31 protein-coding genes, 1 tRNA gene and 1 pseudogene are annotated in these 26,620 nt (G+C 60.8%); 15 read left to right on the plus strand and 18 right to left on the minus strand.

The features are described from left to right. Window positions 1-5 precede the first annotated feature (5 nt). The 13 genes from gspD to gpmA form a co-directional block, all read right to left on the minus strand. Window positions 6-2,237: a type II secretion system secretin GspD gene (gene gspD / locus AC1Q6X_RS09275; RefSeq protein WP_492496584.1), complete on the minus strand. Its 2,232-nt coding sequence runs from the start codon at window positions 2,235-2,237 to the stop codon at window positions 6-8. Further along, window positions 2,234-3,010: a type II secretion system protein N gene (locus AC1Q6X_RS09280; RefSeq protein ID WP_070313033.1), complete on the minus strand. Its 777-nt coding sequence runs from the start codon at window positions 3,008-3,010 to the stop codon at window positions 2,234-2,236. The genes gspD and AC1Q6X_RS09280 overlap by 4 nt, the downstream gene beginning before the upstream one ends. Then, a complete protein-coding gene (locus AC1Q6X_RS09285) occupies window positions 3,007-3,555 on the minus strand; it encodes a type II secretion system protein M (protein WP_492496586.1) in 549 nt (182 codons plus the stop codon). Before AC1Q6X_RS09285 ends, AC1Q6X_RS09280 begins: the two co-directional genes overlap by 4 nt. Next, a complete protein-coding gene (gene gspL, locus AC1Q6X_RS09290) occupies window positions 3,552-4,781 on the minus strand; it encodes a type II secretion system protein GspL (RefSeq protein WP_492496588.1) in 1,230 nt (409 codons plus the stop codon). Before gspL ends, AC1Q6X_RS09285 begins: the two co-directional genes overlap by 4 nt. 19 nt (window positions 4,782-4,800) lie before the next feature. After that, window positions 4,801-5,775, minus strand: coding sequence for a type II secretion system minor pseudopilin GspK (gene gspK / locus AC1Q6X_RS09295; RefSeq protein WP_099408042.1), 975 nt, complete (start codon window positions 5,773-5,775; stop codon window positions 4,801-4,803). After that, window positions 5,772-6,395, minus strand: coding sequence for a PulJ/GspJ family protein (locus tag AC1Q6X_RS09300; RefSeq protein WP_070220880.1), 624 nt, complete (start codon window positions 6,393-6,395; stop codon window positions 5,772-5,774). Before AC1Q6X_RS09300 ends, gspK begins: the two co-directional genes overlap by 4 nt. After that, on the minus strand, window positions 6,395-6,772 hold the full coding sequence (gspI, locus tag AC1Q6X_RS09305) for a type II secretion system minor pseudopilin GspI (RefSeq protein ID WP_070289523.1): 378 nt from the start codon (window positions 6,770-6,772) through the stop codon (window positions 6,395-6,397). Before gspI ends, AC1Q6X_RS09300 begins: the two co-directional genes overlap by 1 nt. Next, window positions 6,772-7,266, minus strand: coding sequence for a GspH/FimT family pseudopilin (locus AC1Q6X_RS09310; protein WP_046681998.1), 495 nt, complete (start codon window positions 7,264-7,266; stop codon window positions 6,772-6,774). Before AC1Q6X_RS09310 ends, gspI begins: the two co-directional genes overlap by 1 nt. A 12-nt stretch (window positions 7,267-7,278) precedes the next feature. Continuing rightward, window positions 7,279-7,731: a type II secretion system major pseudopilin GspG gene (gene gspG, locus AC1Q6X_RS09315; RefSeq protein WP_070220887.1), complete on the minus strand. Its 453-nt coding sequence runs from the start codon at window positions 7,729-7,731 to the stop codon at window positions 7,279-7,281. Between the two features lie 94 nt (window positions 7,732-7,825). After that, window positions 7,826-8,587 (minus strand): HesA/MoeB/ThiF family protein, encoded by a 762-nt coding sequence (locus tag AC1Q6X_RS09320; RefSeq protein WP_492496592.1) that lies wholly within the window; start codon window positions 8,585-8,587, stop codon window positions 7,826-7,828. An 8-nt stretch (window positions 8,588-8,595) separates the two neighbouring features. Further along, complete coding sequence (locus tag AC1Q6X_RS09325) at window positions 8,596-10,089, minus strand: S41 family peptidase (protein WP_070220891.1); 1,494 nt, start codon at window positions 10,087-10,089, stop codon at window positions 8,596-8,598. Between the two features lie 47 nt (window positions 10,090-10,136). Continuing rightward, window positions 10,137-11,600: a murein hydrolase activator EnvC family protein gene (locus AC1Q6X_RS09330; RefSeq protein ID WP_492496943.1), complete on the minus strand. Its 1,464-nt coding sequence runs from the start codon at window positions 11,598-11,600 to the stop codon at window positions 10,137-10,139. Between the two features lie 76 nt (window positions 11,601-11,676). After that, window positions 11,677-12,423, minus strand: a complete 747-nt coding sequence (gene gpmA, locus AC1Q6X_RS09335) for a 2,3-diphosphoglycerate-dependent phosphoglycerate mutase (RefSeq protein ID WP_070313039.1) — start codon at window positions 12,421-12,423, stop codon at window positions 11,677-11,679. 106 nt (window positions 12,424-12,529) lie between these two features. Between gpmA and AC1Q6X_RS09340 the strand changes: the two genes are divergently transcribed. The 5 genes from AC1Q6X_RS09340 to AC1Q6X_RS09360 all read left to right on the plus strand — a co-directional run bounded on the left by AC1Q6X_RS09340 (window position 12,530) and on the right by AC1Q6X_RS09360 (window position 15,526). Beyond that, window positions 12,530-12,946, plus strand: a complete 417-nt coding sequence (locus AC1Q6X_RS09340; RefSeq protein WP_046681994.1) for a rhodanese-like domain-containing protein — start codon at window positions 12,530-12,532, stop codon at window positions 12,944-12,946. A 27-nt stretch (window positions 12,947-12,973) separates the two neighbouring features. Beyond that, window positions 12,974-13,240, plus strand: coding sequence for a glutaredoxin 3 (gene grxC, locus AC1Q6X_RS09345; protein ID WP_492496595.1), 267 nt, complete (start codon window positions 12,974-12,976; stop codon window positions 13,238-13,240). Between the two features lie 160 nt (window positions 13,241-13,400). Beyond that, a complete protein-coding gene (secB, locus tag AC1Q6X_RS09350; protein WP_010394167.1) occupies window positions 13,401-13,874 on the plus strand; it encodes a protein-export chaperone SecB in 474 nt (157 codons plus the stop codon). Between the two features lie 82 nt (window positions 13,875-13,956). After that, a complete protein-coding gene (locus tag AC1Q6X_RS09355) occupies window positions 13,957-14,418 on the plus strand; it encodes an SH3 domain-containing protein (RefSeq protein ID WP_070223762.1) in 462 nt (153 codons plus the stop codon). A gap of 67 nt (window positions 14,419-14,485) precedes the next feature. Further along, the gene (locus AC1Q6X_RS09360) at window positions 14,486-15,526 is read left to right on the plus strand and encodes an NAD(P)H-dependent glycerol-3-phosphate dehydrogenase (RefSeq protein WP_492496598.1); all 1,041 of its coding nucleotides are present in this window, start codon (window positions 14,486-14,488) and stop codon (window positions 15,524-15,526) included. 18 nt (window positions 15,527-15,544) lie between these two features. Here the strand turns inward: AC1Q6X_RS09360 and AC1Q6X_RS09365 are convergent, their stop codons facing one another. From AC1Q6X_RS09365 to mscL, 4 genes are read right to left on the minus strand one after another with little or no spacing between them, the layout of a single operon-like run. Next, window positions 15,545-15,889 (minus strand): cupin domain-containing protein, encoded by a 345-nt coding sequence (locus tag AC1Q6X_RS09365; RefSeq protein WP_230504142.1) that lies wholly within the window; start codon window positions 15,887-15,889, stop codon window positions 15,545-15,547. 15 nt (window positions 15,890-15,904) lie between these two features. Next, window positions 15,905-16,597, minus strand: coding sequence for a DUF2461 domain-containing protein (locus AC1Q6X_RS09370; protein WP_070223756.1), 693 nt, complete (start codon window positions 16,595-16,597; stop codon window positions 15,905-15,907). A 21-nt stretch (window positions 16,598-16,618) separates the two neighbouring features. Further along, window positions 16,619-17,779 (minus strand): Do family serine endopeptidase, encoded by a 1,161-nt coding sequence (locus AC1Q6X_RS09375; RefSeq protein ID WP_071650259.1) that lies wholly within the window; start codon window positions 17,777-17,779, stop codon window positions 16,619-16,621. Window positions 17,780-17,820: 41 nt separating this feature from the next. Next, window positions 17,821-18,270 (minus strand): large conductance mechanosensitive channel protein MscL, encoded by a 450-nt coding sequence (mscL, locus tag AC1Q6X_RS09380; RefSeq protein WP_070223752.1) that lies wholly within the window; start codon window positions 18,268-18,270, stop codon window positions 17,821-17,823. Between the two features lie 412 nt (window positions 18,271-18,682). Between mscL and petA the strand changes: the two genes are divergently transcribed. From petA to AC1Q6X_RS09425, 9 genes are all read left to right on the plus strand, one after another. Then, the gene (gene petA / locus AC1Q6X_RS09385; RefSeq protein WP_070313043.1) at window positions 18,683-19,291 is read left to right on the plus strand and encodes a ubiquinol-cytochrome c reductase iron-sulfur subunit; all 609 of its coding nucleotides are present in this window, start codon (window positions 18,683-18,685) and stop codon (window positions 19,289-19,291) included. 2 nt (window positions 19,292-19,293) lie between these two features. After that, complete coding sequence (locus AC1Q6X_RS09390; RefSeq protein WP_070223764.1) at window positions 19,294-20,706, plus strand: cytochrome b; 1,413 nt, start codon at window positions 19,294-19,296, stop codon at window positions 20,704-20,706. Window positions 20,707-20,742: 36 nt separating this feature from the next. Continuing rightward, entirely contained in the window at window positions 20,743-21,507 is a 765-nt protein-coding gene (locus tag AC1Q6X_RS09395) for a cytochrome c1 (protein ID WP_070223750.1), read from the plus strand. A gap of 120 nt (window positions 21,508-21,627) precedes the next feature. Next, the gene (locus tag AC1Q6X_RS09400) at window positions 21,628-22,239 is read left to right on the plus strand and encodes a glutathione S-transferase N-terminal domain-containing protein (protein ID WP_010394154.1); all 612 of its coding nucleotides are present in this window, start codon (window positions 21,628-21,630) and stop codon (window positions 22,237-22,239) included. A gap of 225 nt (window positions 22,240-22,464) precedes the next feature. After that, window positions 22,465-22,977 (plus strand): ClpXP protease specificity-enhancing factor, encoded by a 513-nt coding sequence (locus AC1Q6X_RS09405; RefSeq protein WP_070223748.1) that lies wholly within the window; start codon window positions 22,465-22,467, stop codon window positions 22,975-22,977. Window positions 22,978-23,003: 26 nt separating this feature from the next. Next, window positions 23,004-23,079 (plus strand) — tRNA-Thr (locus AC1Q6X_RS09410). 133 nt (window positions 23,080-23,212) lie between these two features. Beyond that, window positions 23,213-23,518: a colicin E3/pyocin S6 family cytotoxin gene (locus tag AC1Q6X_RS09415; RefSeq protein ID WP_230504143.1), complete on the plus strand. Its 306-nt coding sequence runs from the start codon at window positions 23,213-23,215 to the stop codon at window positions 23,516-23,518. Then, window positions 23,511-23,837: a hypothetical protein gene (locus AC1Q6X_RS09420; protein ID WP_230504145.1), complete on the plus strand. Its 327-nt coding sequence runs from the start codon at window positions 23,511-23,513 to the stop codon at window positions 23,835-23,837. The genes AC1Q6X_RS09415 and AC1Q6X_RS09420 overlap by 8 nt, the downstream gene beginning before the upstream one ends. Beyond that, complete coding sequence (locus AC1Q6X_RS09425) at window positions 23,830-24,804, plus strand: ImmA/IrrE family metallo-endopeptidase (protein WP_230504147.1); 975 nt, start codon at window positions 23,830-23,832, stop codon at window positions 24,802-24,804. Before AC1Q6X_RS09420 ends, AC1Q6X_RS09425 begins: the two co-directional genes overlap by 8 nt. A gap of 14 nt (window positions 24,805-24,818) precedes the next feature. On the opposite strand, the pseudogene AC1Q6X_RS09430 reads toward AC1Q6X_RS09425, so the two are convergent. Next, window positions 24,819-25,401: pseudogene (locus AC1Q6X_RS09430) on the minus strand (recombinase family protein). A gap of 324 nt (window positions 25,402-25,725) precedes the next feature. On the opposite strand from AC1Q6X_RS09430, the gene AC1Q6X_RS09435 reads away from it, so the two are divergent. Further along, complete coding sequence (locus tag AC1Q6X_RS09435; RefSeq protein WP_492496604.1) at window positions 25,726-26,496, plus strand: KilA-N domain-containing protein; 771 nt, start codon at window positions 25,726-25,728, stop codon at window positions 26,494-26,496. The last annotated feature ends 124 nt before the right edge of the window (window positions 26,497-26,620 follow it).

Genomic DNA, 26,620 nt, shown 5'->3' on the forward strand with positions numbered 1-26,620 from the left:
CCCCATCACTTCTGCGGCTGTTGCTGATACTGCTGCAGCAGCGGCTGCGGCGGCGTAGCGGCATTGGCCGGCGCGCCTGGCGGCGGCGTCGGTGCCGGCGGCACGGGACGCGTCACCATGTTGCCGCCCACGGGCTGGCCATCCTGCAGGGCCGGCAGCACGGGCGTACCGAGGTCTTTCAGCATCAGGTTGCCCGTGGCCGGCACGGCGGCCGTCTCGGCCGAGCGCATGTAGTCGTAGCGGTCGGCCGCCAGGCTGCCGCTCTGCTCCTTGTTGCGCACGATGACGGGGCGCAGGAAGATCATCAGATTGGTTTTCTTGCGCTCGCGCGTCTGGTACTTGAACAGGTTGCCCAGCACGGGAATATCGCCCAGGCCGCGCACCTTCTCGGCATTGTCGCCCGTGCTGTCCTCGATCAGGCCGCCGAGCACGATGATCTGGCCATCGTCGGCCAGCACATTGTTTTCGATCACGCGGTTGTTGATGGTAATGCCGCTGACGGCCGACGCCGTGGATTTGTCCACGCTCGACGTCTCGTGATAGATGCCCAGCTTGATCGTGCCGCCTTCGGAAATCTGCGGACGCACCTTCAGAGTCAGGCCCACTTCCTTGCGGTCGATGGTCTGGAACGGATTCGTGTTGGTGCCGGCCGTGCTCGTGTACTGGCCCGTCAGGATAGGCACGTTCTGGCCCACCTTGATGGTCGCCAGCTCGTTGTCCAGGGTGATCAGGTTCGGCGTCGACAGGATGTTGGCGTTGCCGTCCGATTCCAGCGCATGCGCCACGGCGCCCAGGCCCAGCGCGCCGTTGATCTGCTTGAAGATGCCCAAGGTCAGGCCGCCCGTCGGCAAGACCTTGCCGCCGCCCGTGGCGATGGCGCCGATGTTGTTGGTGGTGCCGCTGGCGAACGACTGCAGCGCGCCCACGCGGTAGTTGCTGGTGCTGTCGCCGGAAAGCCCCAGCCACTGCACGCCGAATTCGGACGCCTTGGCCGACGTCACTTCGACGATCAGCGCCTCGATGTAGACCTGGGCGCGGCGCACGTCGAGCTGGTCGATCACGGCGCGCAGGTTGCGGTAGACGGCTTCGTTGCAGGTCAGGATCAGGGTGTTGGTAGAAGCATCGGCCTGGATGAAACCGGCCGCCCCGCCCGACGACAGCTGCTGCGGCCCGTTGCTCAGCGATGCGCCGCCCGTGGTGCCGCTTTGCGTATTGCCGCCCAGGCCAGTGCTGTTCATGCCGCTGTTGTTCTGGCTGATCTGGTTATTCGTATTCTGGTTGCCGACGCCCTGCTGCGCCGTGGCGGCCGTGCCGTCCGACGTCACCACCGAGCGCAGGGTCTGCGCCAGCTTGGTGGCGTCCGCATTTTTCAGGTACACCACGTGCACATTGCCCAGCTGCGTGGTGGGCTGGTCCAGCTTCGAGATCAGCGACTTGGCCAGGTTGGCGCGCGCCGCCGACGGCGCGCGCAGCACCAGCGAATTGGTGCGCGGGTCGGCCAGCACGGAGACCTTGCCCGCGTCTGCCCCTGCGGCGGCGCCCGCATTTCCGCCTTCCATCAGTTTGTTCACCATCGAGGCCAGGTCGGATGCGATGGCATAGCGCACGGGGATCACGTCCAGGTCCGTCGAGGCGGGCACGTCGAGCGCGGCGATGATCTTCGCCAGGCGCTTGAGGTTATCGGCGTAATCGGTGATCACCAGCGAGTTGTTGCCCGGGTTGGCGTTGATCGTGTTGTTCGGCGAAATCAGGGGGCGCAGCACGGCCAGCAGGTTGGCCGACGATTCGTAGTTCAGGTAAAACACCTGGGTAGCGATCTGGTCGCCCTTCACCTGGCTGCTGCCGTTGCCCACCTGGGTCGGCACCGATTGCAGCTTGGCGTCCGCTTCGGGCACCACTTTCGCATAGCCGTCGCCGGAGACCACCGCGTAGCCCTGCAGGCGCAGCGCGGAAGCCAGCAGCCCGAACGCCTGCGTCTTGCTGATCGATTTTTCCGACACCAGGGTGATCGTGCCCTTGACGCGCGGGTCGATGACGAAATTGATGTTGGTGTAATGGCCCACCGCCTTGATCACCGATTCGATGTCGGCGCCGACGAAATTGAGCGCCGCCTCATCGCCGGGCGCGGCCCAGACGGGCGCTGGCATGCCGGCCACGGAACAGCACAGCAAGGCGGCGGCCGACAGGCGGCGCAGCGAGAAGGAGGAGGTAATTGGGCTCACGGATGGTTTTTTCATTGTCTGAACTCTAAGGCGATGATGTTTTTTTCGCTATTGCTACGGCGCTGTCCCAGCAAATTCAACAAACTCGCCAAGGTCTCTTCATATCCTGCTGCGGCCTGGGCCTGGCCGGAAAACTGCATGCGCCCCTGTTGCAGGCTGCCGCTGCCGTCAAGCAGCAGCGGTCCCTTGATGGAGCGCAGTGTCAACGTCGCCTGCTGCCCCTGCCAATCGAAATCGAGCTCGTAGCTGCCCAGCGGACGCAAGGACGACAGGCGCGAGGCCATGTCCGTCATCTGCAGGGTGGTACGGCCGATGGCGGAAAACTGCCGCTGCTCCAGGGCCAGCTGCAAGGTGCTCCACGACAGGCGCATGCTGCCCGTCGGCGCCACGGTATTTAACGGCGCACCGAGACCGCCGAGGCCATCGGCCGGCAGCAGCAGGGCTGCCGGGCTGACTTGCCAGTGCGACCACGAGCCGCGCAGGTTCACCGGCTGCGACAGCGCCTGCGGGTTCTGCAGTTCCACGTCCGCCGATCCCCACAGCACCGAGGGAGAAATGCGCCAGCTGAAACGCCCCGGCAGCAGGGGCGTCACGGCGCCGTTCGCACTGGCCGCCCCGCCGATAAAGGCCGAGCCGCGCCACAGGGTACCTTGCGCGTCGCCCAAGGTCAAACGTCCGCCCGTCTGCTTTTCCACGATGCCAGCGACCCAGCTGGCCGGGAAAAACACCAGCAGGGTGACGCAGACGCTGACGATGATGGCCAGCAGCCAGCCAAGCAGGCGCATCATCGTGACGCGCTCGGGCTCTGGTGCAGGGTCAGGCTGGCGTCGACCAGGCCAGCCACCGCCTTGTTCTGCACCGTCTGCGCCGTGATCTTCGCTTCCTGCACGGCGATGCGGCCTTCGCGGCGCAAGCCGTCCAGCCACAGCATGACGCTGGCGAACGGCACGCCGTTCAACTGCACGCGCGCATACTCTCCCGTCAGCGACAGCGATTGCGGCGCCAGGCCGCGCGCCTTGAGCGAGGCGTCGAGGCTGTCGCGGCTCATGGGTGCCACCTGCACGGGCGCCTGGCGCGCCAGTTCGCCCGCTTCACGCGCCAGCGCCTGCAACTGGGCCGCATTCTGGCGCAGCTCGGGCAAGCTCTTTTGCAAGGCGATGCGGCCCGTCCAGGCCGGCTCGAAAAACACGGCATAGACGAGGGCCAGCCCCGCCACCACGCCGCCGATGCTCAAGAGCTTGCGCTCCTGCTGCGTGCGCTCGGCCCAGAAGGCCTGCACGGCCTGCTGCTTGACCATCCACGCGGCGCGCGCCTTGTTCACTGCTGCACTCATGCTTTTGCTCCCGTGGCCGGCGTGATTTTCCACACGCCAGGCGCCGTTTCATTCAAGGCCAGCTTGCGCGCGGCCAGGCCGTCGCGCACCTGCGCCTGGGCGCTGGCGTCGACCATGTCCGGCTTCAGCTTGACGATCAGGCTGCGCTCGCGGTATTCCAGCGAGGCCACCACGCCGCGTCCGGCCAGGCCGCCCAGCGCCTCGCCCAGGGCCGCGCTCATGCTGGTGAAGTCATCCATGCTTGCCTGCCCGCTTTGCAGGCGGGCGGCGGCGATATTGCGCCGCATCTGCTCAGCTTCCAGCCCATACACGGGCGCTTCGTTCGGATACGCGGCCTTGAAGGTTTGCTGCATCGAGGTGCGCACGGTGGCGGCCTCGCGCTTCAAGCGCATCCATTCGATATTCATGCCGGCCAGGTTGACGACCACGGCCAGCAGCGCCAAGCGCAGCGGCCAGCGCCAGCGCCGCCACTCGGTGGCCGATCCCGTCGCCGTGCCCAGCGCAGGCGCCAGGTCCAGTCCCGCGCCCCTGGCGCCGGCGATCCAGTGCGCCCAGTGGTCGGATTCCACCGTCACGCCATCCATGTCGGCGGCCAGCTGTTGATACTGCGCCAACTCGGCCTGCGCCACATAGACCGTCAGGGGCACGTCGCCGGCAAACGCGCGCGTCGTCAGCAGCGCCTGCTGCGGCTGGGCCGGCAAGACCAGGCCCAGGCCCTCTTGCGGCGCCTGGCGCAAGGCCAGTTCCAGGCCGTCGCCGGCCGCGTGCAAGGATGCCGTCACGCTGCCCGGCTGCAAGGGCAGGCACAGCTGCGAAGGCAGCAGCGCCACCTTGCGCGCGCCCTGCGCCAGCAAGGCTTTCACGAGTACCTCGGCCCAGGCGCGCTGCGCCACGGCCACCGTGCGCATGCCGGACGCGTCGGGCGCGCCGGCGGCCAGCAGGCAATCCTGGGCGTCGCCGAGGATGTGTTCTTCCACCAGTCCCGGCAAGGCCGCGCGCAAACGGGCGCCGGCCAGCGGCGGGGTTTTCAGGCGCAGCAGGGTCACGTCGGCCGCCGCCAGCAGCAGCACCACCTGCTTCGCGCCGGCGATCAGCTGGCCCAGGCTGCCCAGCGGCGCGCTGCCCTGCTGCAGCAAGGCGCCGCCATCGCCGGCCAGCACGAAGGAGCAGGCGGGCGCGCTGTCGGTGGACGCCTTGGCCGTGTGACGGATGTACAATATTGTCAAAGTGACTCGCTTTCAGCTGTTAATTTTCCCGCAGCCAGACCAGGCTGGTGGTGCGTTGCGGATCCGTTTTTCGATTGACGAGCGCCACGGCATCGAGGGCGGCACGGTCCAGCCGCACGCGGATGACGGTAAGGAAGTAGCGGCTCTTCACGTCAAGCTCGACACCCTCAATCAGTGCAGCATTAATATTATTCTGGAAATTTAACTTATCGACAAACTTTTTACGCGGATTGCTCAAGGTCAGGGCACTGGCCTCGGACAAGGACATCATCGTCACGGCCGCCAGCACCTCGGCCGGCGCCGTATTCACGTTCACGGGCGTGAGCTCCGGCAGGACGATGACGAAGTCGCGCAGCTTCTCGATGGCCTGCGGCGTATAGCCGGGCACGGCCAGCAAATCCTCGACCTGCGTGAACGCCACCGGTTCGCTGCCGCCGCCCGTGGCGGGCTTGGCGGCGGGCGTCTTGCCGTCGGCGCCGCTGTCGGCGGTGCGTGGTTTCGGCCGCGCGCGCAGCACGGCATCTGCCGTCGCCTGCGCCAGGGAACTATCGAGCTGCAAGTTAGCCAGCAAGCGCTGGTATGCCTGCACGTTGGGCTGGCTGACGATGCCCGTCGCGGTGGCCAGGTTGGTGATATTGAAACGCGCCTGCGCATCGAGCGCGCGGCCCGAGACGGTGGCGTCGAATTTCTCCGTGTCGACCTTTTCGCGGTCCACGTAATCGTCGAGCCGCGCTTCCTCGATGGGTGTGGCCCAGACGCCATCGAGCGCCGTCAGCATGGGATTGTCCTGGCGCAGCCAGAAGCGGGCGAAGTCGACCATGCCGCGCATGGCCCACTGCGTCTGCAGGCGCAGGCGCTGGTTTTCCATCGAGCGCACCTGCACCTGCTGCTGCCAGAACAGGCTGGCGACGACGGTAATGGCCAGCGCCGTCAGCAGCAGGGCCGTGATGACAGCCACGCCGCGCTGGCGCACGGGGCGAGTAAACGGCTTCATCCCGGTCCCAATAAAAAGACTTTGGACAGGCCCGCATCCTGGCCCGGCATCTGCAAGGTCACTTCCAGACCCGGCACTTGCGTGGAGATGGTGGCGCCCGCCGTCAGCACGTTCCAGGCGCCATTGTTCCAGCCGCGCATGACCATGCTGTCGACGCCGCGCATCAGGGTCACGTCGGCGCTGGAGGTATCGGTATCGTCGCGCGCCGCCTGCCACAGGGTGTCGAGCACGGCCAGGTCGCGCGTGCCGTTCGACTCGCGCCGCGTCAGCACGCCGCCGCGCAGGCGGTAAGTGACCACTTGCAACTGCTGCGGCTCCTGCTCCGACGCGGCCAGGCGCACCAGGGTCAGGCGGTCGGTCTCGGCTGTCAGGTTGGTGCGGCCATTCAGCAGATTGTTGTTCTGGCCGGCGCCGGCCAGGTGATCGCAATCGCTTTGCATCTGGGCAAACGCCAGCTGCATGCCGCGCGCCTGCTCGAGCTGGCTGGTCAGCACTTCGCGCGAACGCATGATGCTGTCCAGGCCGCGCCAGCCCAATACGGCGACCATGGCCAGGATGCCGATCGCCACGAGCAGCTCGATCAGCGTGAAACCACCAGCAGGGACGGGGCGGCGCGCCATCAGTCGTTAAAGGAAAGCAAGACCAGGCGCACGATGCGCCGGGCCGGATATTGCACGTCATATACGTTGACGCGCACCTGGCGGATGCGGGGATTCGGCGTGGCCACCACTTCTTCCTCGCAGATGAGTTTTAAGTCGCCCTGCGGGCAGTCGACCGTGCGCTTGCCCGTCTGCGGGAACGTCTTCGCCAGGCGCAAGCGCACCAGGTGGTTTTCCGCCGACCAGGTGGCCATCATGGCGCTGCGCAAGCCGTCGCTGTTCTGCGTCAGGCTGCCCACGGCGCGCAAGGAGGCGCCCAGGGCCGTGCCGACGATGACGAGGGCGACCAGTACTTCCAGCAAGGTGAAGCCGCGCTGGCGGCGAAACGAGCGCCGCATCATTGCTCGACCGTGAAGTGGCCGATGCCGTCGGCGCGGATGGCCACGCTGCGCTCGCCGCTGGCCAGGGTCAGCACGAAAGGCTTGTCGACCGGTTCGCGGCCGAAGATGATGCGCAGCGGCTGGGCCACGCTATTCGATGGCTGCACGCTGAGCAGCATGGGGGTATTCGCAAACGCGCGCTCGCGCAGCAAATCGTCCTGCGTCACGGGTTGCCACAGCTTTTCATTGAGGACCAGGAAACGGTATTGATTTTCGTCCGCCTCGAACGCCACTTGCCGGCTGCGCACGATGGCTTCATCGCGCGCCAGCTGCAGCAGCAGGGCGATGCGCTCGGCTTCCTTTTGCAGCGCCTGCTGGCCGTTCGGCATGGCATTCAGCGACACCAGGCCCAGGGTGACGCCGATGATGACCATCACCACCAGCAGCTCGATCAGCGTGAAGCCGCTGGCGCGTGGCCGGGGCAGTGCGCGACCGGTGGTCATGGCAGGCATGCAATGGAAAACTTACAGTTCCCAGGAACCGATATCGGCATCGTCCCCGCTACCGCCAGGCTGGCCGTCGGCGCCCAGCGAGATCAGGTCAACTTCGCCCTTCACGCCCGGCGACAGGTACTGGTAAGGATTGCCCCATGGATCTTTCGGCATCTTTTCCAGATAGCCGCCCGCTTTCCAGCCATTCGCGGCCGGTCCCGTGGTCGGTTTTTCGATCAGCGCCTGCAAGCCCTGCTCGGTGGTCGGGTAGCGCTGGTTATCCAGGCGATACAGTTTCAAGGCTTGCATCACGGTGGCGATGTCGACTTTCGCCGCCGCCACTTTCGACTCGCCCGTGCGGGCGATCAGCTTGGGCACCACCAGCGAGGCAAGGATGCCCATGATCACCACCACGACCATGATTTCGATCAAAGTGAAGCCGCGCGCGCGGCGCTGGCGTATCGGATGGTTTGCTGCGTTTTGCATATGAAAGAGAGAAGAAGGTGAGTAATGAGAGCAGAGTATAAAGCGGAAATATGACAAAGCCTGTCATATGGGGGAAAAATTTGTGCGGCGGCCGTCAGGCGGGCAAGACCACTTCACCGCAAACGGCGCAGCCGGGGTCGCGCGCGACGCGCATGCTGCTCCATTCCATGTGCAAGCCGTCGAGCAGCAGCAGGCGCCCGGCCAAGGATGCACCCACGCCCATGATCAGTTTCAAGGCCTCGGCCGCCTGCATGGCGCCCACCACGCCCACCAGCGGCGCGAACACGCCCATGGTCGAGCACGCCTCGTCCGTGAACTGCTGCTCCTGCGGAAACAGGCAGGAATAACAGGGTTGCGTGCCCGTGCGCGGGTCGAACACGCTCACTTGCCCGTCGAAACGGATCACGGCGCCCGATACCAGCGGCACCCCAGCCGCCACGCAGGCGCGGTTGACGGCGTGGCGCGTGGCGAAGTTGTCGGTGCAGTCGAGCACCACCGTGCTGGAGCAGACCAGTTCGGCCAGGCGCGCGCCGTCGAGGCGCTCCTGCAAGGCGATGATGGCTATCTCGGGATTGATGCCGGTCAAGGTTTCGCGCGCCGACAGCACTTTCGGCTGGCCCACGCGGGCCGTCGTGTGGGCGATCTGGCGCTGCAGATTGGTCAGGTCGACCGCATCGTCATCGACCAGGGTCAGCTTGCCGACGCCGCTGGCGGCCAGGTACATGGCCGCCGGCGAGCCGAGCCCGCCCGCGCCGATCACCAGCACATGCGCATCGAGCAAGGCTTGCTGGCCTTCGATGCCGATCTCGTCTAACAGAATGTGGCGCGAATAGCGCAGCAGTTGGGCGTCGTTCATGGCGGCGACTACGGTTTGCGCACGGGAATCTTCTTGTCATCGGCCTTGATGTCGGAAGCGATTTCCGGCTTGGCGCCGATCTTCTCCACCTTCGGGTCCACCTTGGCCAGTTGCACCGGCAAGCCCTGGAAGTGGTTCAGGGCTTGTTGCAGCTGGAAATCGTCCTTGGCGCCGTATTCGAGCGGCTTGCGTTTTTTCGCCGTGGCGATCAGGCGCTGCTCTTCTTCCAATTGATCCTGCATGCCTTCCATCGTCGGCTTGGCCGCTTCCGGCTTGCCATCGTCGCTGCTCAAGTGTTTTTCCAGATCCGCTTCGCGCACGCGCAGGCTGTTCCAGCCGTCGCCTTCGGCCGTTTCATCGACCAGCAGGTCGGGCACGATGCCGCGCGCCTGGATGGCCCGGCCTTTCGGCGTGTAGTAGCGCGCCGTCGTCAGCTTGACGGCCGTGTCGGCCGTGATCTGGCGCAAGGTTTGCACGGAACCCTTGCCGAACGTCTGCGTGCCGATGACGGTGGCGCGCTGGTAATCCTGCAAGGCGCCGGCGACGATTTCCGAGGCGGACGCGGAACCGGCATTGACCAGCACCACCAGCGGCACGGTTTTCAGCGCGGCCGGCAGCTTGGCCAGCGGGTCGGCCTTGGCGCCCGGCGGCGCATAAAATTCGCGGCGGCCATAGAACACCTGTTTCGACTCGGGCAACTGGCCCTTGGTCGAGACGATCACGGAATTCCCCGGAAGAAATGCCGTCGCCACGCCGATCGCACCCGGCACGACGCCGCCGGGATCGTTGCGCAAGTCCAGCACCAGGCCCTTGAGCTTGGGGTCTTGCGCATACAGCGCGTTGATCTTTTTGACCATGTCATCGACGGTCGGTTCCTGGAACTGGGCGATGCGCAGCCAGGCATAGCCGGGCGCGACCATCTTGGCCTTCACGCTCTGCACACGGATTTCCTCGCGCACGATGGGGAAGACCAGCGGCTTGCTTTCACCCTTGCGCGACATGGTCAGCACCAGCTTGCTGCCCGGCTGGCCGCGCATCTTCTTGATGACTTCTTCCAGCTGCATGCCCTTCAGCGGCAGATTGTCGAGGCGGGTGATGAAATCGCCCGCCTGGATGCCGGCCTTGGCGGCGGGGCTGTCTTCGATGGGCGAGACGACTTTCACGTAGCCGTCTTCCATGCTCACTTCGATGCCGATGCCGACAAACTTGCCCTGCACGCTTTCGCGCATTTCCTTGAAGGCATTCTTATCGAGATAGACGGAATGCGGGTCCAGCGAGGACACCATGCCGGAAATGGCTTCCGTCAAGAGTTTCTTGTCTTCCACCTTCTCGACGTAATCGGTCTTGATCAGGCCGAAGACGTCGGACAGCTGGCGCAGCTCGTCGAGCGGCAGCGGGGCATTCGTGATTTTCTGCGCCACGGCCGGGAACTGCAGCGACATGCCGATGCCGGCCAGTACGCCCAGACCGATCAGGCCGATACTTTTGACTTTGATACCCATGTATTCTTCGCAATCTACAATTTTGCTGCCGCAGCAATGGTGGGAACTTAAAACTTCACCCAGGTGGCGGGGTCGAAGGCGCGGCCCTGATGACGCAATTCAAAGTATAGCCCTGATTCCTCGTTGCCGCCGCTGTTGCCCGCGCTGGCAATGGCGTCGCCGCCCTTGACGGCATCGCCCACGCGTTTCAGCAAGGATTGGTTATTGCCATAAATACTCATGTACTGGCCGCCATGGTCGACGATGATCAAATTGCCGAAACCGCGCAGCCAGTCGGAAAACACGACGCGGCCGCCGGCGATGGCGTGGATTTCGCTGCCTTCGCCCGTGCGGATGAACACGCCCTTCCAGCTGGGGCCGTCACCGCGCTTGCTGCCGAAGCGGGCGGCGATCTTGCCCGCCACGGGCGCGCGCAGCTGCCCTTTCATGCTGGCAAAGGCGCCGGCCGGCGCGGCCGGGCCCAGGCTTGGGCGTTCCGGCTCCGGTTCCGGCTTCGGCTCGGGTTTCGGCGCCACCTTGGCCACTTGCGGCGGCTCGTCGTCGTCGATCGGTTCGAGCTTCACGGGCGGCGCTGGCGGCGTCTGCGGCTTGATCTTGCCCGATTTATTTTGTTGCTCTTTCGCAAGGCGTTCGCGTTCGGCCTGCGCCTGGGCGGCCTTGGCGCGCGCGGCCAGCAGGCGTTCGCGTTTTTCCGCGGCAATCCTGGCATCAGCGGCGGCCTTGGCGGCGGCGCGCTGCTCGGCCAGCAATTGCTGGCGTTTCTTTTCGGCCGCGGCGGCCGCGGCTTGCTCTTCGATCAGTTTCGCCAGCTTGTCGACCAGGTTGCCCATGCGCTGTTCGTCGCGCTCGACATTGCCCACTTCCTTACGCTGCGCCACCAGGCGCTGCGACAAGCTCGTCAGCAAGGCGGCACGGCGCGCCTTCTCCTGCACCAGCAAGGCCTTCTGGTCGCGCTCTTCCTGCGCGATTTCTTCCAGCTCATCCTTGGCGTTCTGCGCGTCCGCCTGGTTTTTCTCCACGGCCAGCAAGTTGGCGCGCAAGGCATCGAGCAGGCGCGCCTGCGCCTGCGACACATACGCCATCAGTTGCAAGTCGCGGTTGATGCGGTTCGGGTTATCGCCCGACAAGAGCAGCTTGATGCGGTCTTCGTTGCCGGCGACATATTGTTCACGCAGCAACTTTGACAGCTGCGTCTTTTGTTTCTCGACGGTGGCCGTCAGCTGCTGGTGCTCCTGCCCCAGCGCCGTCAGCTTCACGCCCGTCTCGCTTTGTTCCTGCGCCAGGTCGCGCAAGGCGCGGTTGGCGTTGGAAATGGCCTCTTCCGACTCGGCCAGGGTATCGGCCGCGTCATCCTTGGCGCTTTCCGTGCGGCTGATGTCGCGCTTGAGCGCCGTCAGCTTTTGTTGCAATCCAGCACGTTGTGCTTCCGCGGCCGCTTTCTGCTTGCTGCGTTCGGTGGGCTTGGCACCCTGTGCGGCACCGCTCGAGAAGAGCAGCGCTGCGCACAGCATGGCGCCGGCGCGCCACGCCGGCAGGGGTCGTTCAGCAGAGGGGGCGATCGCTGTGCCGCGGAAGAAAGACAACAAGTTACTTGGCCTTCCCTTGGTTCGCCACGGCAGCTTGCGCTGCCGCAATCGCTGCCGGGTCGCCCAGGTAGTAATGACGGATCGGTTTCAGGTCGGCATCCAGTTCATACACGAGCGGCTGGCCGTTCGGGATGTTCAGGCCGACGATGTCGCTGTCGCTGATGCCATCGAGCATCTTGATCAGCGCGCGCAGGCTGTTGCCGTGGGCCGAAATGATGATTTTCTTGCCGGCGCGGATGGCCGGGGCGATTTCCTCATCCCAGGCCGGCATCACGCGCGCCACGGTGTCTTTCAGGCATTCGGTCAGCGGGATAGCCGCTTTCGGCAAGCCGGCATAGCGCGGGTCGTTGTACGAGGCACGGTCGTCGTTCGCTTCCAGCGGCGGCGGCGGCGTGTCGTAGCTGCGGCGCCACACCAGTACTTGCTCGTCGCCATACTTGGCGGCTGTCTCGCCCTTGTCCAGGCCTTGCAGGGCGCCGTAGTGACGCTCGTTCAAGCGCCAGTCGTTCTTGATCGGCAAATACATCATGTCCATCTCGTCGAGCGCCAGCCACAGGGTGCGGATGGCGCGCTTCAGGACGGAAGTGTAGGCCACGTCGAACGTAAAACCTTCCTGCTTGAGGATCTGGCCGGCGGCCTTGGCTTCGTTGACGCCCTTTTCCGTCAGATCGACGTCGGTCCAGCCGGTGAAGCGGTTATCGAGGTTCCAGGTGGACTCGCCGTGACGCATGAAAACGATTTTGTACATAGTTCTATCTTCTCAAGGGGTTCAAATCAAAAAAGCAAAACGTAAAAAGACCTCGTCCAGCTTCTATTTTATAATGCGCGGATTGACTTAAACCATTGGACCCTACGTGAAATTCATTATCGACCACATTTTTCTGTTTGCCATCGTCATTATTTCCGGCGGCGCCCTCCTCTGGCCACTGCTGTCGATGCGCGGCAAGCGCGCGACCGTGCTGGAAGTCACGCAACTGATCAACCGTGGCAAGACCATCATCGTCGACGTGCGCAGCGCGGAAGAATTCGCTACGGGCCACTTGCCTGACGCAAAAAATATTCCGCTGCCGGAACTGGCAAAACGCCTGGGCGAGCTGGAAAAATTCAAAACGCGCCCCATTGTAGTGGTTTGCCAGAAAGGTTCGCGTTCGGCAACCGCCGTCGGCCTGCTGGGCAAAGCCGGTTTCGCTGAGGCAACAAGCCTGGAAGGCGGCCTCGACGAATGGAAAAAGCAGGGTTTGCCATTGAAAACCCTGTCGCTGGCGAAGTAAGCCGGCATTTAACTAGAAGGAATCATCATGACCGTCCACGTAATTGTGTATAGCACCGCCGTGTGCCCGTATTGCGTGCGCGCCGAGCGCCTGTTGGAAGCCAAGGGCGTCGCCGTGCAAAAGATCCGCGTCGACCTCGACCCGGAAGAGCGCATCAAGATGATGGAACGCACGGGCCGCCGCACGGTGCCGCAAATCTATGTGGGCGACACCCACGTGGGCGGATTCGACGATTTGTATGCGCTCGATCAAGCTGGCAAGCTCGACCCCTTGTTAAATGGCACGGCAGCCTGATATAAAGCGGGTTCGAGAAATTGCTTGGTTTTTTGTCGTATTGTTTTGATACAATTGCCCTCGCACCTGATCTGGCCGCGCCTATCCGGCGCGGTTTGAATACCGCAAGCACCATATTTGAACGGTGTGCCGTTCTTGTCCTTTACAACGAAAGCGTTCCATGTCTGACGAAAACCTGCAACCAGTCTTCCAAATCCAACGCGTCTACCTGAAAGACATGTCGCTGGAACAACCAAATTCCCCAGCTATTTTCCTGGAACAAGAAGCGCCAGCGATCGAAGTAGCTCTGGACGTGGGCGCTGCACCTCTGGCCGACGGCATCTTCGAAGCCACCGTGACCATCACCGTCACCGCCAAAGTCGGCGATAAAGTCGCTTTCCTGGTCGAAGGCAAGCAAGCCGGTATCTTCGAAGCACGCAATATTCCTGCCGATCAACTCGATCCGCTGCTGGGAATCGGCTGCCCGAACATCATCTACCCTTACCTGCGCGCCAACATCGCCGACGTGATCACCCGTGCCGGCTTCCCGCCAGTGCACCTGGCCGAGATCAACTTCGAAGTGTTCTACCAACAACGTCTGCAAGCTATTGCTGACGCCGCTGCAGCAGCACCAGCAGCCAGCGAAACGCACTAAGCTCTTGCAAGACCCCGCCGGCCGTCAAGGCTGGCCTGACACGGCGGCCTGGCCGCCGTGTTTCGTTAAGGTTCAAAATATCATGTTGAAAAGTGCGCTCTTGAGCAAGTTCCGCTGGATGGCCGGCGCCGTACTGTTGCTGGCGACCGCCGCCAGCCACGCCGTCGATTTCAAGACGGTGGGCGCGACCCCCGTCATCCTGTATGACGCGCCGTCCTCAAAGGGCGGCAAGCTGTACGTGGCGCCGCGCGGCATGCCGCTGGAAGTCGTGCTCAGCTACGGCGACTGGGTCAAGGTGCGCGACGCCAGCGGCGAAATGGCCTGGACGGAAGCCAAGGGCTTGTCCGCCAAGCGCAACGTCGTGGCGCGCGCCGCGAACCTCAAGGTGCGCGCCAGCCCCGACGACACCGCCTCCGCCATCATCCTCGTCGACAAGGGTGTGCTGCTGGAAATGAGCGAGCAACCGAGCTCCGGCTGGGTCAAGGTGCGCCACAAGGATGGCCAGAGCGGCTACGTCAAGACCAGCGAAGTGTGGGGCCTGTAAGCCCCGCCCTGCGCACCGGCGACCGGCCCGGGCGCCGCACCCGTTTCTTCCGCCCCACTGAGGTTGCATGCAAGTTTCTCCAGATACATCTCCCGCCGCCAAGGCCCTGCCCCGCAAGATCACCATCCTCGGCGCCGGCGCCTGGGGCACGGCCGTGGCCATGGCCCTGGCCGGCCGCCACGACGTGCTGCTGTGGGGCCGCAACGGCGAGGCCATGTCCGCCATGGCCGCCAGCGGTGAAAACAGTTATTTACCGGGCTTTCCTTTGCCGCCGCAGCTGCGCATCAGCGCCGATTTCGACGCCGCCGTCGCGCATGCCGGCGGCGAGCATGGTCTCCTGATCGCCGCCTGTCCCGTGGCGGGCTTGCGGCCCATGCTGCATCAGCTGAAAGACAAGGCCATCGGCAGCCTGGTGTGGCTATGCAAGGGGTTTGAAGGCGGCACGGGCTTGCTGCCGCACCAGATCGTGCAGGAAGTGCTGGGCGACAATATCCCCGGCGGCGCCCTGTCCGGTCCCTCGTTCGCGCAGGAAGTGGCGCGCGGCTTGCCATGCGCGCTGACCATCGCCTCGCATAGCGCCACCTTGCGCGGCGCCGTCGTCTCGGCCTTGCATGGCGGCACCATCCGCGTGTATGCGAGCGAAGACCTGGTAGGCGTGGAAGTGGGCGGCGCCGTCAAGAACGTGCTGGCGATTGCCACGGGCGTGGCCGACGGCCTGGGCCTGGGTTTGAATGCGCGCGCCGCGCTGATCACGCGTGGGCTGGCGGAAATCACGCGCTTGGGCACGGCCCTGGGTGGTCAGGCGGAAACGTTCATGGGCTTGACGGGCATGGGCGACTTGATTCTGACGTGCACGGGCGACCTGTCGCGCAACCGCCGGGTCGGCCTGGGCCTGGCGCAAGGCAAAGCCCTCGATACCATCGTGGCCGAACTCGGTCACGTGGCCGAAGGCGTGCCGTGCGCCAAGGCCGTACGCGAACTGGCGCGCCGCATGGGCGTCGACATGCCGATCACCAATGCGGTGGCCGGCGTGCTGTTCGATGGCGATTTGCCGCACGTGATGGTGCAGCAGTTGCTGTCGCGCGATCCGCGCGCCGAGGCGGCCTGAGAATAAACCGGGCGGCGCCTAGCGGCCCGCCTTGTGCATGAGTATGGTGAGCAGCAATAAACTGTCTGCGCGCGCTTCCAGCGCGTGCGCCTGGCCGCCGAGCAGGTACAGCATCTGCCCCGGCCCCAGCAGGTGCTCGCCGCCATGCGCCGTCACCGCCACCTGCCCTTGCAGGCACAGCAAGGTGATTTCACCGAGCACATGATGCTCGGGCATGGTCTTGCCCTTGGGCATGCACATGCGGATCAATTCCAGTTCATCCGTCCTGGCCAGCGCGATGGCGGAAAACTGCGACAGGTCGTCGCCATCCCTGCGCAGCACCTCGATCACCTGTCCTGAACTTGCGTGCTCCAGTGCCATCATGTGCTCCTTCGGCAATTACTCGGTGACTTCCTCCGGCTCTTTCGCGCCGCGCATCCACTCGACCAGCGGCCACGCATCCTTCAAGCCTTCCGCCAGGGTCGGCAGCAGTTTCTCGGGTGCGTTCACGGGCAGCGGCACTTCAGTCCAGACAAAAAAGCTTTTCAGCTTGATGAATTCGATATGTTCGGCGTCCGCCTCGAAGCCCTTGGGCGGGCGCTGCAGCTTGCCCTCGTTCTGGATGGTGCCGAAACGGGCCTTCAAGCGCTTATTTTTCAGCACTTTGGAAAAACCTGGCGCGTCGTTGACCATGTGTTCGCGCAGCGCCTTCAGGCGGCCCGGCGGCGGCATGTATTCGCCGGCGCCGAACAGCAGGTTGCCCTGGCCATCGATCTGCAGATAATACGTGGGACCGCCCGCCTTGCTGGGACGGCGCATGTCGTTCGGCGCGATGGCGGCCGAAAAACGCGTTTTATACGGGCTCTTGTCGTGCGCGAAACGTACGTCGCGGTTGATGCGGAACAAGGCCTTCTTCGGATTGCAGTATTTCACGGCCGGATCGAACTTGCCCAGCTCGCCGATCAGCGACGTCACCAGCGCAAGGAATTCCTCGCGCAGGATGTCGTAGCGGGGCTTGTTCATGACAAACCAGGGACGGTTGTTGTTGTCGCTCAGTTCACGTAAAAATTGGGTCAAATCACGCACATGCATGTGTCAAATTCCGATCAGCAACTATTTGGAAAGCTCTTTCGGGATGGGGCGCTTGCCCACCATCACGTCGAGTGCCGCTTCGCGATTCTTGCGCAGCACCGTCATTTTAGCTTTTTCGCCGGGCGGCAGTTGGGCGATCAGGTTGAGCATTTCCGTCGTGTCGCCGACGGGCTTGCCTTGCACCGTCAGCAGGATATCGCCGGGCACAATGCCCGCCTTGTCGGCCGGGCCGTTGCGCACCACGCCGGCGATGATGGCGCCGCTGGTGCGCTGCAGGTTGAAGCTTTGCGCCAGCTCGGGCGTGATGTCCTGCGTTTCCACGCCGATCCAGCCGCGCACCACGTGACCATCCTTGATGATGGCTTCCATCACGGTCTTGGCCGTCGAAACGGGAATGGCGAAGCCGATGCCGACGGAGCCGCCGCTTTGCGAGTAAATCGCCGTATTGATGCCGATCAAGTTGCCGCGCGTATCGACCAGGGCGCCGCCCGAATTGCCGAAGTTAATCGCCGCATCCGTCTGGATGAAGTTTTCAAAGCTGTTGATGTGCAGGTTGTTGCGGCCCAGAGCGGAGATGATGCCCATGGTCACCGTCTGGCCCACGCCGAACGGGTTGCCGATGGCCAGCACCACGTCGCCCACGCGCGCCAGTTCCGACTGGCCCAGCACGATGACGGGCAGCTTGTCGAGGTTGATCTTGATCACGGCCAGGTCCGTTTCCGGGTCCAGGCCCACCACCTTGGCGGGCGCCTTGCGGCCATCCGTGAGCACCACTTCGATTTCGTCGGCGCCTTCGACCACGTGGTTGTTGGTCAGCACATAGCCCTCATGGCTGACGATGACGCCCGAGCCGAGGCTGTTTTTCAAGTCCTCGTCATCCTCGCCGTCCGGGTCGCGGTCGCCGAAGAAACGTTTAAAGAAGGGATCGCGCGCCAGCGGATGGGCGCCGCGCTTGGGCACTTGCAGGGTGAGGATGTTGACGACGGCGGGCATGGCGCGCGCCGCCGCGTCGCGGTAGGAACCGGGCGCCAGGCTGCTCGACGCCGTTTCCACCACGGGCACCGGCTTGGCGGGAGAGCCCAGCTGCTGTACCCGGCTGGCCGGGCGCAGCGCGCCGTACACAAAGTACAGCGCCAACGCGATCGTCACGGTTTGCGCAAACAATAACCAGAATCGTCGCATACAGTTCTCTGCCCAGGTCAGCCGGCCGGTGCCGGAACGGCTTATTTTGCCAGATTGTTGCTGTTGCGTGCGTTCTGCTGCAGGGAGTCGCGGATTTCACGCAGCAGCACGATGTCTTCCGGCGTGGCCGGTGCCGGGGCCGGCGCGACCGGTTCGCTGCGGCGGGCCTTGTTCATCAGGCGCACCATCTGGAAGATGATAAAGGCAAGAATGATGAAGTTGAGCAAAATGGTGAGGAAGTTACCGTAGGCCAGCACGGCGCCCGCTTTTTTCGCTTCCACCAGGGTCATCGTCGTCGCCTGTCCATTCAGGGGCAGATAGTAATTGGCGAAATCGAGGCCGCCGAAAATACGGCCGATAGGCGGCATGATCACGTCTTGCACCAAGGAATCGACAATCTTGCCGAAGGCGCCGCCGATAATGACACCGACCGCCAGATCGACGACGTTGCCTTTCATTGCAAATTCTTTAAATTCCTTCATCATTGCCATGAATTTCTCCTTCGGATAGATATAAAAACATGCCGATCATACTATTGATTCCTGGGGATACCAACTTGTGGTTGCCGGCAGGACCAATTCGTGCACAGCCGCGCGCATCTAGTTCGAAAGAACTAGCCACCTCCTGCAAAAGTATATAAATTATGGTACAAGCAACGTTTTTGTTTTATTCGTTGTTTGCTTCACTTATAATTTGCGGTTGCCAGAAGTGGCTTTTTCACTTCCGGATAATCAACAAGAAACTGGCACGGGCTGCGCCATAGTCCGAAGTTCCGCAGGGATGTTGCCACTTTACCGTACAAAGATGCGGGTTGCGGCAATCAGTGGGATAGAGCTTCGGCGACGGGTTTTTCGCGGCTGCCACTCATAATAAAGATTCGCATTTTGACTGATTGGGGTTTGCATGAGTAACGAAAAGCAGGTCGATTCAGGCCGTCGCGGCTTGCTCGTCGCCACGTGCGCGGCGGGCAGTGTAGTTGGATTGGCAACCGCGGGAGCCTTGGTAAGCACCTTCCAGCCGTCGGAGCGCGCGAAAGCGGCTGGCGCGCCGGTCGAAGTAGACATCACCACCTTGCAACCCGGCGAAATGCGCACCGTCGAATGGCGCGGCAAGCCGGTCTGGATCCTCAAGCGCACGCCGGAAATGGTCGCGTCGCTGAAAAAGACCGACGGCAAAGTCGCCGACGCCAATTCCCAGCGCAACCCCGCCGAATTCACGCCGTCGTATTGCATGAACGAATGGCGCTCGATCAAGCCTGAAATTCTCGTCGCCGTCGGCATCTGCACCCATCTGGGCTGCTCCCCTTCCTCGAAATTTGCCCCCGGCCCGCAACCATCGCTGCCCGATGACTGGGAAGGCGGCTTCCTGTGCCCTTGCCACGGCTCCACCTTCGACATGGCAGGCCGCGTGTTCAAGAACAAGCCGGCGCCGGACAACCTGCAAGTGCCGCGCCATATGTACCTGAGCGACACCAAATTGCTGATAGGTAAAGACGAGAAAGGCGAGGCTTGATCATGGCTGCTTTCAAAGAAACGAAGTTCCCGGCAGACGCTCCCGCCGCCGAAAAAGCGCTGGGCTGGGTCGATGACCGCTTTCCCCTGACCAAGCTGTGGAACGACCAATGGGGCAAGTACTACGCTCCGAAAAACTTCAATTTCTGGTACATCTTCGGCTCGCTGGCCATGCTGGTGCTGGTCTTGCAGATCGTCACCGGCATCTTCCTGACCATGCACTACAAACCGGATGCGGCCCTGGCCTTCAATTCCGTCGAGTACATCATGCGCGAAGTGCCGTGGGGCTGGCTGGTGCGCTACATGCACTCGACGGGCGCCTCCGCCTTCTTCATCATCGTCTACCTGCACATGACGCGCGGCCTGCTGTACGGTTCGTACCGCAAGCCACGTGAACTGATCTGGCTGTTCGGTTTCGCCATCTTCCTGTGCCTGATGGCCGAAGCGTTCTTCGGCTACCTGCTGCCATGGGGCCAGATGTCGTACTGGGGCGCGCAAGTGATCGTCAACCTGTTCGGCGCCATCCCGTTCATCGGCCCTGACCTGTCGTTGTGGATCCGCGGCGACTACGTGGTGTCCGACGCCACCCTGAACCGCTTCTTCGCCTTCCACGTGATCGCCATCCCGCTGGTACTGCTGGGCTTGGTTGCAGCGCACTTGATCGCCCTGCACGAAGTCGGCTCGAGCAATCCGGACGGCATCGAAGTGAAGGAAAACCTGGGCGCCGATGGCCACCCCGTCGATTCGATCCCTTCGCATCCTTACTACACCGTGCACGACCTGTTCGGCGTCTCGATCTTCCTCGTCATTTTCAGCGCCGTCGTCTTCTTCGCGCCGGAAATGGGCGGTTACTTCCTGGAATACAACAATTTCCTGCCGGGCGACTCGCTGAAAACCCCGCTGCACATCGCGCCAACCTGGTACTTCACGCCGTTCTACTCGGTGCTGCGTGCCACCACGGCCGACTTCATGTACGTGCTGATGGGTGCCGTGGCCGCCTACGTGGTGTTCATCTGGCTCAAGTCGCGCCTGTCGACGACGGTCAAGTCCATCATCGCCGGCATCGCCATCGTCGCCATCATCGGCATGCTGCCGCAGGTGCTTGATGCGAAATTCTGGGGCGTGGTGTTCTTCGGCGGTTCCGTCGTGATCCTGGCCTTCCTGCCATGGCTCGACCATTCGCCCGTGAAATCGATCCGCTACCGTCCGAACTGGCACAAATATGTGTACGCCATCTTCGGCCTGTCGTTCCTGATCCTCGGCTACCTCGGGACCCAGCCGCCAACGGACTTCAGAACCATCGTGTCGCAAGTGTGCACCCTGATTTACTTCAGCTTCTTCCTGCTGATGCCATGGTGGAGTGCCATGGGCAAGTTCAAGACCGTGCCGTCGCGTGTGACGTTTCACCCGCACTAAGCCGCTCTCACGCCACGCTCAAAGGACATACATCATATGAAGATTGCAAAAAAACTGCTCGCCATCCTGGCACTCGTGCCCGCCATGGCTCTCGCCAGCGAAGGCGGCTTTCCGCTGGACAAGGCGCCTGACCGCCAGACCAACATGGCAGCGCTGCAACATGGCGCCAAATTGTTCGTCAATTATTGCTTGAATTGCCACGCCGCCGTGTCGATGCGCTACAACCGCCTGCGCGACCTGGGCTTGACGGAAGACCAGATCAAGCAGAATCTGTTGTTCTCCGGCGATAAAGTCGGCGACTTGATGACGACCAGCCTGGCGCCGCAGGACGCCAAGGCCTTCTTTGGTGTCGTACCGCCGGATTTGTCGGTAATTTCGCGCGCGAAATCATCTTCCGCTGGCACAGGCGGCGACTACCTGTATACTTACCTGCGTACGTTCTATAAAGACGACACTCGTCCGACCGGCTGGAACAATATGGTCGTGCCGAATGTTGCCATGCCGCATGTATTATGGGAATTGCAAGGTGTCCAGACTGCCAAGTTCGTGGAAGAGAACGATCCGCACGAAGCTGGCAAGAAGATCCACAAATTTACCGGCTTCGAGCAGGTCAAGCCAGGTACGTTGAACAAGATCGAGTACGACAATGCGGTAGCCGACCTGGTCGGCTACATGGAGTGGATGGCCGAACCGGCACAGCAGACACGCAAGCGCCTGGGCGTTTGGGTGCTGCTGTTCCTGTCGGTCTTTGCTCTGCTGGCATGGCGCCTTAACGCGTCGTTCTGGAAGGAAGTCAAATAAGTGAGGCGCCGGCCTTAGGCCGGTTTATGCCTGTTTCTGCGTTGTCCGCATGAGTGGACAAGCGACCTGGGGTGAGCCGTTCGCGGCTTCACCCCCTTTGTTTCTAAGGAACTATAAAAAATGATGGTTCTCTATTCGGGTACAACCTGCCCATTTTCGCAACGCTGCCGCCTGGTCCTGTTTGAAAAAGGCATGGACTTTGAAGTGCGCGACGTCGACCTGTTCAACAAACCGGAAGACATTTCGACCATGAACCCGTATGGCCAGGTGCCCATCCTGGTCGAACGCGAACTGATCCTGTATGAATCGAACATCATCAACGAGTACATCGATGAGCGCTTCCCGCATCCGCAACTGATGCCGGCCGATCCGCTGATGCGTGCCCGCGCGCGCCTGATGCTGTTCAATTTCGAAAAAGAACTGTTCGTGCACGTGCACGTGCTGGAAAGCGAACGCGCCAAGAGCAACGACAAGGCCCACGACAAGGCACGCGCGGAAATCCGCGACCGCCTGACCACCCTGGCGCCACTGTTCCTGAAAAACAAGTACATGCTGGGCGACGAATTCTCGATGCTCGACGTGGCTGTCGCGCCGCTGCTGTGGCGCCTGGACCACTACGGCATCGAACTGTCGAAGACGGCTGCACCGCTGATGAAATACGCCGAACGCATCTTCTCGCGTCCTGCCTACATCGAAGCGCTGACGCCATCCGAAAAAGTCATGCGCCGCTAAAAGATATCCCCATAAAGCTGCTGCGCAGCCCGCTCTCGACTAGGCGTTACCCGCCGTACTGAAGTACGGCTGCGTTACTCAAGCCGATATCGGGCTTGCTCGCGACGCTTTCTGGGGCATCTTGGGCCACGTGTTAAAGTTGTTTTTTGCGCTGTCCCAGTCTTTTGAACTACCGGTGCGCCCGCCTCATGCTGACGGGGGCGCTCCCGCCTCACAGTGCCTATCATGTCTGAAATCTCAACCAAACCTTATATGCTGCGCGCCATCTACGAATGGTGCACCGACAGCGGCTACACGCCTTATCTCGCGGTCAAAGTCGATTCGCGCACCACGGTACCGATGGAATACGTGAAAAAGGGCGAAATCGTGCTCAACATCAGCTTCGGCGCCACCAGCGGCCTGAAGATGGACAACGACGCCATCCGCTTCCACGCCCGCTTTGGCGGCGTCTCGCGCGAAATCTACGTGCCGGTCGACAACGTGATGGCCATCTACGCCAACGAAAACGGCCAGGGCATGGCCTTCGAGCCCGTGCTGGGCAACGATGATCCCGACGCGCAACCGACGGACAGCCCCGCTTCCGCCGACGTGCCGCCGCCCGTGCTCGCCCCCGCCGCCAGCGGCCCGACCCTGTCGTCCGTGCCGGCCAGCTCCCCCGAACAACGCGACAACGCCACGCCCGGCGACGACGAGCCACCAAAAAAAGGCGGCCGCCCGACCCTGACACGCATTAAATAGCGTATAATTCGCAACGCGCAGTTTTTGCCGACTTAGCTCATTTGGTAGAGCAGTTGATTTGTAATCATCAGGTGGCCAGTTCGAAACCGGCAGTCGGCACCAGAATTCAGTAGGAAATCAAAGGGTTACATGCTTCTGCTTGTAGCCCTTTGTCATTTTTCTTTGGCATACCATAGATTGCGTAGGCGCCATGTAGGCATTTTCCGTCGTTACGGTACGCGGATGTCGGATTGACTTGTTTACCTTGCAAGTTAATCGCGATAGAATATATTTCAGCTTACAACTGGGCGCCCTTGAGCGCGTTTTAATGGTACAAATCCCTAAACCAGTACCATCATTTCTCGACAGTTGCGACAAGATCAAAGTTCAAGGGGCCCAACAAGTATGGGCTAGCAAAGACAGAAACAACTACTACACCTGGGACTCTCTCCACGGAGAAATCGAAGGTTTCGATAAGCGCGGCCGCCATCTGGGCGCATTCCATGCTCAATCTGGCGAACAAACAAAAGAAGCAGTTAAAGGGAGGAAGATAAATGTCTAACATGTCATTCATTGACCGCTGCGTTCGTGGTACCGCGTTGCCAGACCAGATTGATGACTACGTAGAGCAGTGGCACGAAGGTCAGATTGGCCAAGATTTGGAACTCCGCGAGTTGCTCGGGATGAATAAACACGAGTATGCAGTGTGGATGCGGGATGCAAACGCAATATATGGCATTGTTGCGGCCAAACGAACTAAGCGTCCTATAGAGGACTTCACTGAAGATTACTTTTCCATGCCCCTAGCTGCTCGTGCTGGGAGTACAGACGACGCTAAGAGAGTAACAGATTGGCTAAGAAAGTTGGGCAAGCTTGATTGACCGCTGGCCTGAAGTTGCGATTGCCCGGCTAATTGCAGAGCGGCATGGATTTACGCCAGGTGAAAGCTTACTTGATTTGGTTTCAGTCTATGCAGATGTCGACTTCTTGCCAATTCCTGTTCAGCAAGTCGACGGAGTATCGCTTCACCTGAAGGCAAAATTGCGACGACCATCGATAATTGTAAATTCACAAATCGCTGCCACTAGAGCTAAATTTACTTTAGCCCATGAGTTCGGTCACGTCCTGATCCCTTGGCATTCCGGTACAATTTTCTCCTATAGTGACTCGGTGAAGCACACAGAAGATGCCGATCACGCTTATTGGGAGATGGAGGCTGAGGCAAATCGATTCGCTGCAGAATTATTAATGCCGCGAGATTGGCTTCGCGACCAAATTCTTACTCAAAAAGACCCGACGAGCGTTATCAGGATGACCCTCGACCTATGCGGTACATCGATGGCCGCCGCAACTATCGCACTGAACAATGCTCTTCCTCCTGGCTATGTTTACGCTCGCACAAATGACGAAGGGTTCGTGGCTACCTCAATAAGTTCGCAAGGCACCTTAGTTAGGCCTTTCGCACAGGGTGAGAAATTCGCTGGCTCGATACGAGTTGAGGAGAGCTCAGCTTGCTACAGTATGGATTTCAAGGGGACGCACCATTGGCTGTATTTTGGCGAAGAAAACGTTCCTGACCAGATTGCGGATGAACGTCCTTGGAGGGAAATATTCGATGAAATTATTCAAGATACTGATGCCATTGCAATTCAAGAGAACATAAAACATAGCGTTAACGCAATTATCTCGGCTTGTAATAAGAAGGATACTTCCGCTGCACTCTTCTTTACCAATGTGCGTCATCGAATGGCCGGACGCACTGAGGTTTATGACAAGATTCTTATGCATCCACTCTTCAACGTTTTCTTGCAAAAGAAGGTTTCAGACTTAATTTCTCGTCGTGCATGAAAAGCTAAGCTAATTCAAGCTGGTTTTACCACCCACAAAATATTAGCGCGCGATATCTCGTACATCCGTGCCAGTGCACTAACGCTCTCACCCTGCTCGTACTTGGCGACAATCTCGGTGCGCTGCTCAGCTGTCGTCTTCGATGGCAGCCCCAGCGTCTTGCCTTCGCTCTTTGCCAGGGCCAGACCTGACTGTGTACGCTCCACAAGCAAATCCCTCTCCATCTCTGCCACCGCAGCCAGCATAGTCAACATCATCTTGCCTGCGGCGGATGCCAGGTCCAGTTTGCCGAGCTGTAGCACGATAACCGAAATTTTCCGGGCGGCCAGGATAATTCCCCAACAGCTTGACGGTGGCACCGACGTCCTGCGCGTCGCGGCCCAAGCGGTCGAGCTTTGACACCACCAGCATTTCCCGGTTGCGAATCTGGGCCAACAGCGTAGCGAACTGCGGACGCTGGGTGGCGCTGGTCTTGCCACTGATGATGTCGGAGAACCAGTAATCGACTTGGTGGCCTGCACCCTCTATTTCGAGACGCTGATTGTCAGCGGTCTGTTCTTTGGTGCTGACGCGGCCGCATACGAAGGTTGCCATAATGATTTCCCGGCAAGTGGTGTTAGAAAAGACTGTTAGAATATCCCTGCCTGTTAGAAATTGTAATCGCTATATTTCCAACATGGATAATCGTTGACTTTGATAGATGTTGAAAAACGGTCGTTTTGTAACAGACAAAAGCAAGTATTGTAGACGGAGTGATATTCCGAGAGAATTTCCTAGTTGCATCACTATATTATGTAGTCGTTATGGAAGATGCTGCTATAGATTTTAAGCCTACGGCAAACACAAGCCAAATTGCAGACACTGAAATAATGTTTTTATATCAATAAAATGCGATTACGTTACCTATACTGAAAGTATTACATGTCGAACCAACTTGCACTTGCACTTATCCCTCACGAAGCCGACGGGTCTATAATTGACCAGCGCGCTGTCGATGGGTACATCAACGCAACTGCCTTATGTAAGGCAAGTCAAAAAAACTGGAGCGATTACAGGCGCAATAGCAATACGATAGCGTTTTTAGTTGAGTTAGAAGCTGACCTAAAAATTCCCGCAGCGCTCCTCATACATACGAACACTGGCGGTGATGTACGCACTCAAGGCACATGGGTCCATCCACAGGTTGCTATCAATCTTGGTCAGTGGCTTTCCGCGAAGTTTGCAGTTCAGGTTACAAAATGGGTATATGAGTGGATGTCTGGCGGCGTTCGTGCTGGGACGCCCAATAGCATGCCAGTTCATCTACAACGCTACATGGCAAATCGCGCGGAAATCCCAGCAACCCATTTCTCGATGCTGAACGAACTGATTTTCGGATTAATCGCCCCCTTGGAAACGGAGGGATATACATTGCCCGAAGGTATGGTTCCAGACATTTCGGAGGGCAAGATGTTTTCGGTGTGGATAAGAAAGGAAAAAGGGGTCAATCCCTCTGACTTCCCTTCGTATCAACACAAATATACCGATGGGCGAGTTGTTAGTGCCAGGCTGTACCCGAATGAATATTTAGCTGATTTTCGAGCCCATTTTAACAACGTGTGGTTACCGCAAAAGGCCACCCAATATTTCGCAGAACGAGATGTGCAGGCGTTGTCTTATTTGCCTAAATTGCTGTCTAGCCCTAAACATTAAATGTTTAAAGTAAGAATCGCAGTTCGCGCGGCACAAAGCGCCAGCGGCATGTGAAAGCGACACAAGATTTCTGGTGTCTGTCTAGATGACAATCCGCTCAAAACTGAGCAGGTCGCCGTAGTTA

This window comes from Janthinobacterium sp. GW823-FHT06H09 (assembly GCF_058794735.1).

Excerpts from the sequence above, each read along its gene's own strand:
- gspD (WP_492496584.1), bottom strand. The coding sequence starts at position 2,237 with ATGAAAAAACCATCCGTGAGCCCAATTACCTCCTCCTTCTCGCTGCGC.
- AC1Q6X_RS09280 (WP_070313033.1), bottom strand. The coding sequence starts at position 3,010 with ATGATGCGCCTGCTTGGCTGGCTGCTGGCCATCATCGTCAGCGTCTGC.
- AC1Q6X_RS09285 (WP_492496586.1), bottom strand. The coding sequence starts at position 3,555 with ATGAGTGCAGCAGTGAACAAGGCGCGCGCCGCGTGGATGGTCAAGCAG.
- gspK (WP_099408042.1), bottom strand. The coding sequence starts at position 5,775 with ATGAAGCCGTTTACTCGCCCCGTGCGCCAGCGCGGCGTGGCTGTCATC.
- AC1Q6X_RS09300 (WP_070220880.1), bottom strand. The coding sequence starts at position 6,395 with ATGGCGCGCCGCCCCGTCCCTGCTGGTGGTTTCACGCTGATCGAGCTG.
- gspI (WP_070289523.1), bottom strand. The coding sequence starts at position 6,772 with ATGCGGCGCTCGTTTCGCCGCCAGCGCGGCTTCACCTTGCTGGAAGTA.
- AC1Q6X_RS09310 (WP_046681998.1), bottom strand. The coding sequence starts at position 7,266 with ATGCCTGCCATGACCACCGGTCGCGCACTGCCCCGGCCACGCGCCAGC.
- gspG (WP_070220887.1), bottom strand. The coding sequence starts at position 7,731 with ATGCAAAACGCAGCAAACCATCCGATACGCCAGCGCCGCGCGCGCGGC.
- AC1Q6X_RS09320 (WP_492496592.1), bottom strand. The coding sequence starts at position 8,587 with ATGAACGACGCCCAACTGCTGCGCTATTCGCGCCACATTCTGTTAGAC.
- AC1Q6X_RS09325 (WP_070220891.1), bottom strand. The coding sequence starts at position 10,089 with ATGGGTATCAAAGTCAAAAGTATCGGCCTGATCGGTCTGGGCGTACTG.
- AC1Q6X_RS09330 (WP_492496943.1), bottom strand. The coding sequence starts at position 11,600 with ATGCTGTGCGCAGCGCTGCTCTTCTCGAGCGGTGCCGCACAGGGTGCC.
- gpmA (WP_070313039.1), bottom strand. The coding sequence starts at position 12,423 with ATGTACAAAATCGTTTTCATGCGTCACGGCGAGTCCACCTGGAACCTC.
- grxC (WP_492496595.1), top strand. The coding sequence starts at position 12,974 with ATGACCGTCCACGTAATTGTGTATAGCACCGCCGTGTGCCCGTATTGC.
- secB (WP_010394167.1), top strand. The coding sequence starts at position 13,401 with ATGTCTGACGAAAACCTGCAACCAGTCTTCCAAATCCAACGCGTCTAC.
- AC1Q6X_RS09355 (WP_070223762.1), top strand. The coding sequence starts at position 13,957 with ATGTTGAAAAGTGCGCTCTTGAGCAAGTTCCGCTGGATGGCCGGCGCC.
- AC1Q6X_RS09360 (WP_492496598.1), top strand. The coding sequence starts at position 14,486 with ATGCAAGTTTCTCCAGATACATCTCCCGCCGCCAAGGCCCTGCCCCGC.
- AC1Q6X_RS09365 (WP_230504142.1), bottom strand. The coding sequence starts at position 15,889 with ATGATGGCACTGGAGCACGCAAGTTCAGGACAGGTGATCGAGGTGCTG.
- AC1Q6X_RS09370 (WP_070223756.1), bottom strand. The coding sequence starts at position 16,597 with ATGCATGTGCGTGATTTGACCCAATTTTTACGTGAACTGAGCGACAAC.
- AC1Q6X_RS09375 (WP_071650259.1), bottom strand. The coding sequence starts at position 17,779 with ATGCGACGATTCTGGTTATTGTTTGCGCAAACCGTGACGATCGCGTTG.
- mscL (WP_070223752.1), bottom strand. The coding sequence starts at position 18,270 with ATGGCAATGATGAAGGAATTTAAAGAATTTGCAATGAAAGGCAACGTC.
- petA (WP_070313043.1), top strand. The coding sequence starts at position 18,683 with ATGAGTAACGAAAAGCAGGTCGATTCAGGCCGTCGCGGCTTGCTCGTC.
- AC1Q6X_RS09390 (WP_070223764.1), top strand. The coding sequence starts at position 19,294 with ATGGCTGCTTTCAAAGAAACGAAGTTCCCGGCAGACGCTCCCGCCGCC.
- AC1Q6X_RS09395 (WP_070223750.1), top strand. The coding sequence starts at position 20,743 with ATGAAGATTGCAAAAAAACTGCTCGCCATCCTGGCACTCGTGCCCGCC.
- AC1Q6X_RS09400 (WP_010394154.1), top strand. The coding sequence starts at position 21,628 with ATGATGGTTCTCTATTCGGGTACAACCTGCCCATTTTCGCAACGCTGC.
- AC1Q6X_RS09405 (WP_070223748.1), top strand. The coding sequence starts at position 22,465 with ATGTCTGAAATCTCAACCAAACCTTATATGCTGCGCGCCATCTACGAA.
- AC1Q6X_RS09420 (WP_230504145.1), top strand. The coding sequence starts at position 23,511 with ATGTCTAACATGTCATTCATTGACCGCTGCGTTCGTGGTACCGCGTTG.
- AC1Q6X_RS09435 (WP_492496604.1), top strand. The coding sequence starts at position 25,726 with ATGTCGAACCAACTTGCACTTGCACTTATCCCTCACGAAGCCGACGGG.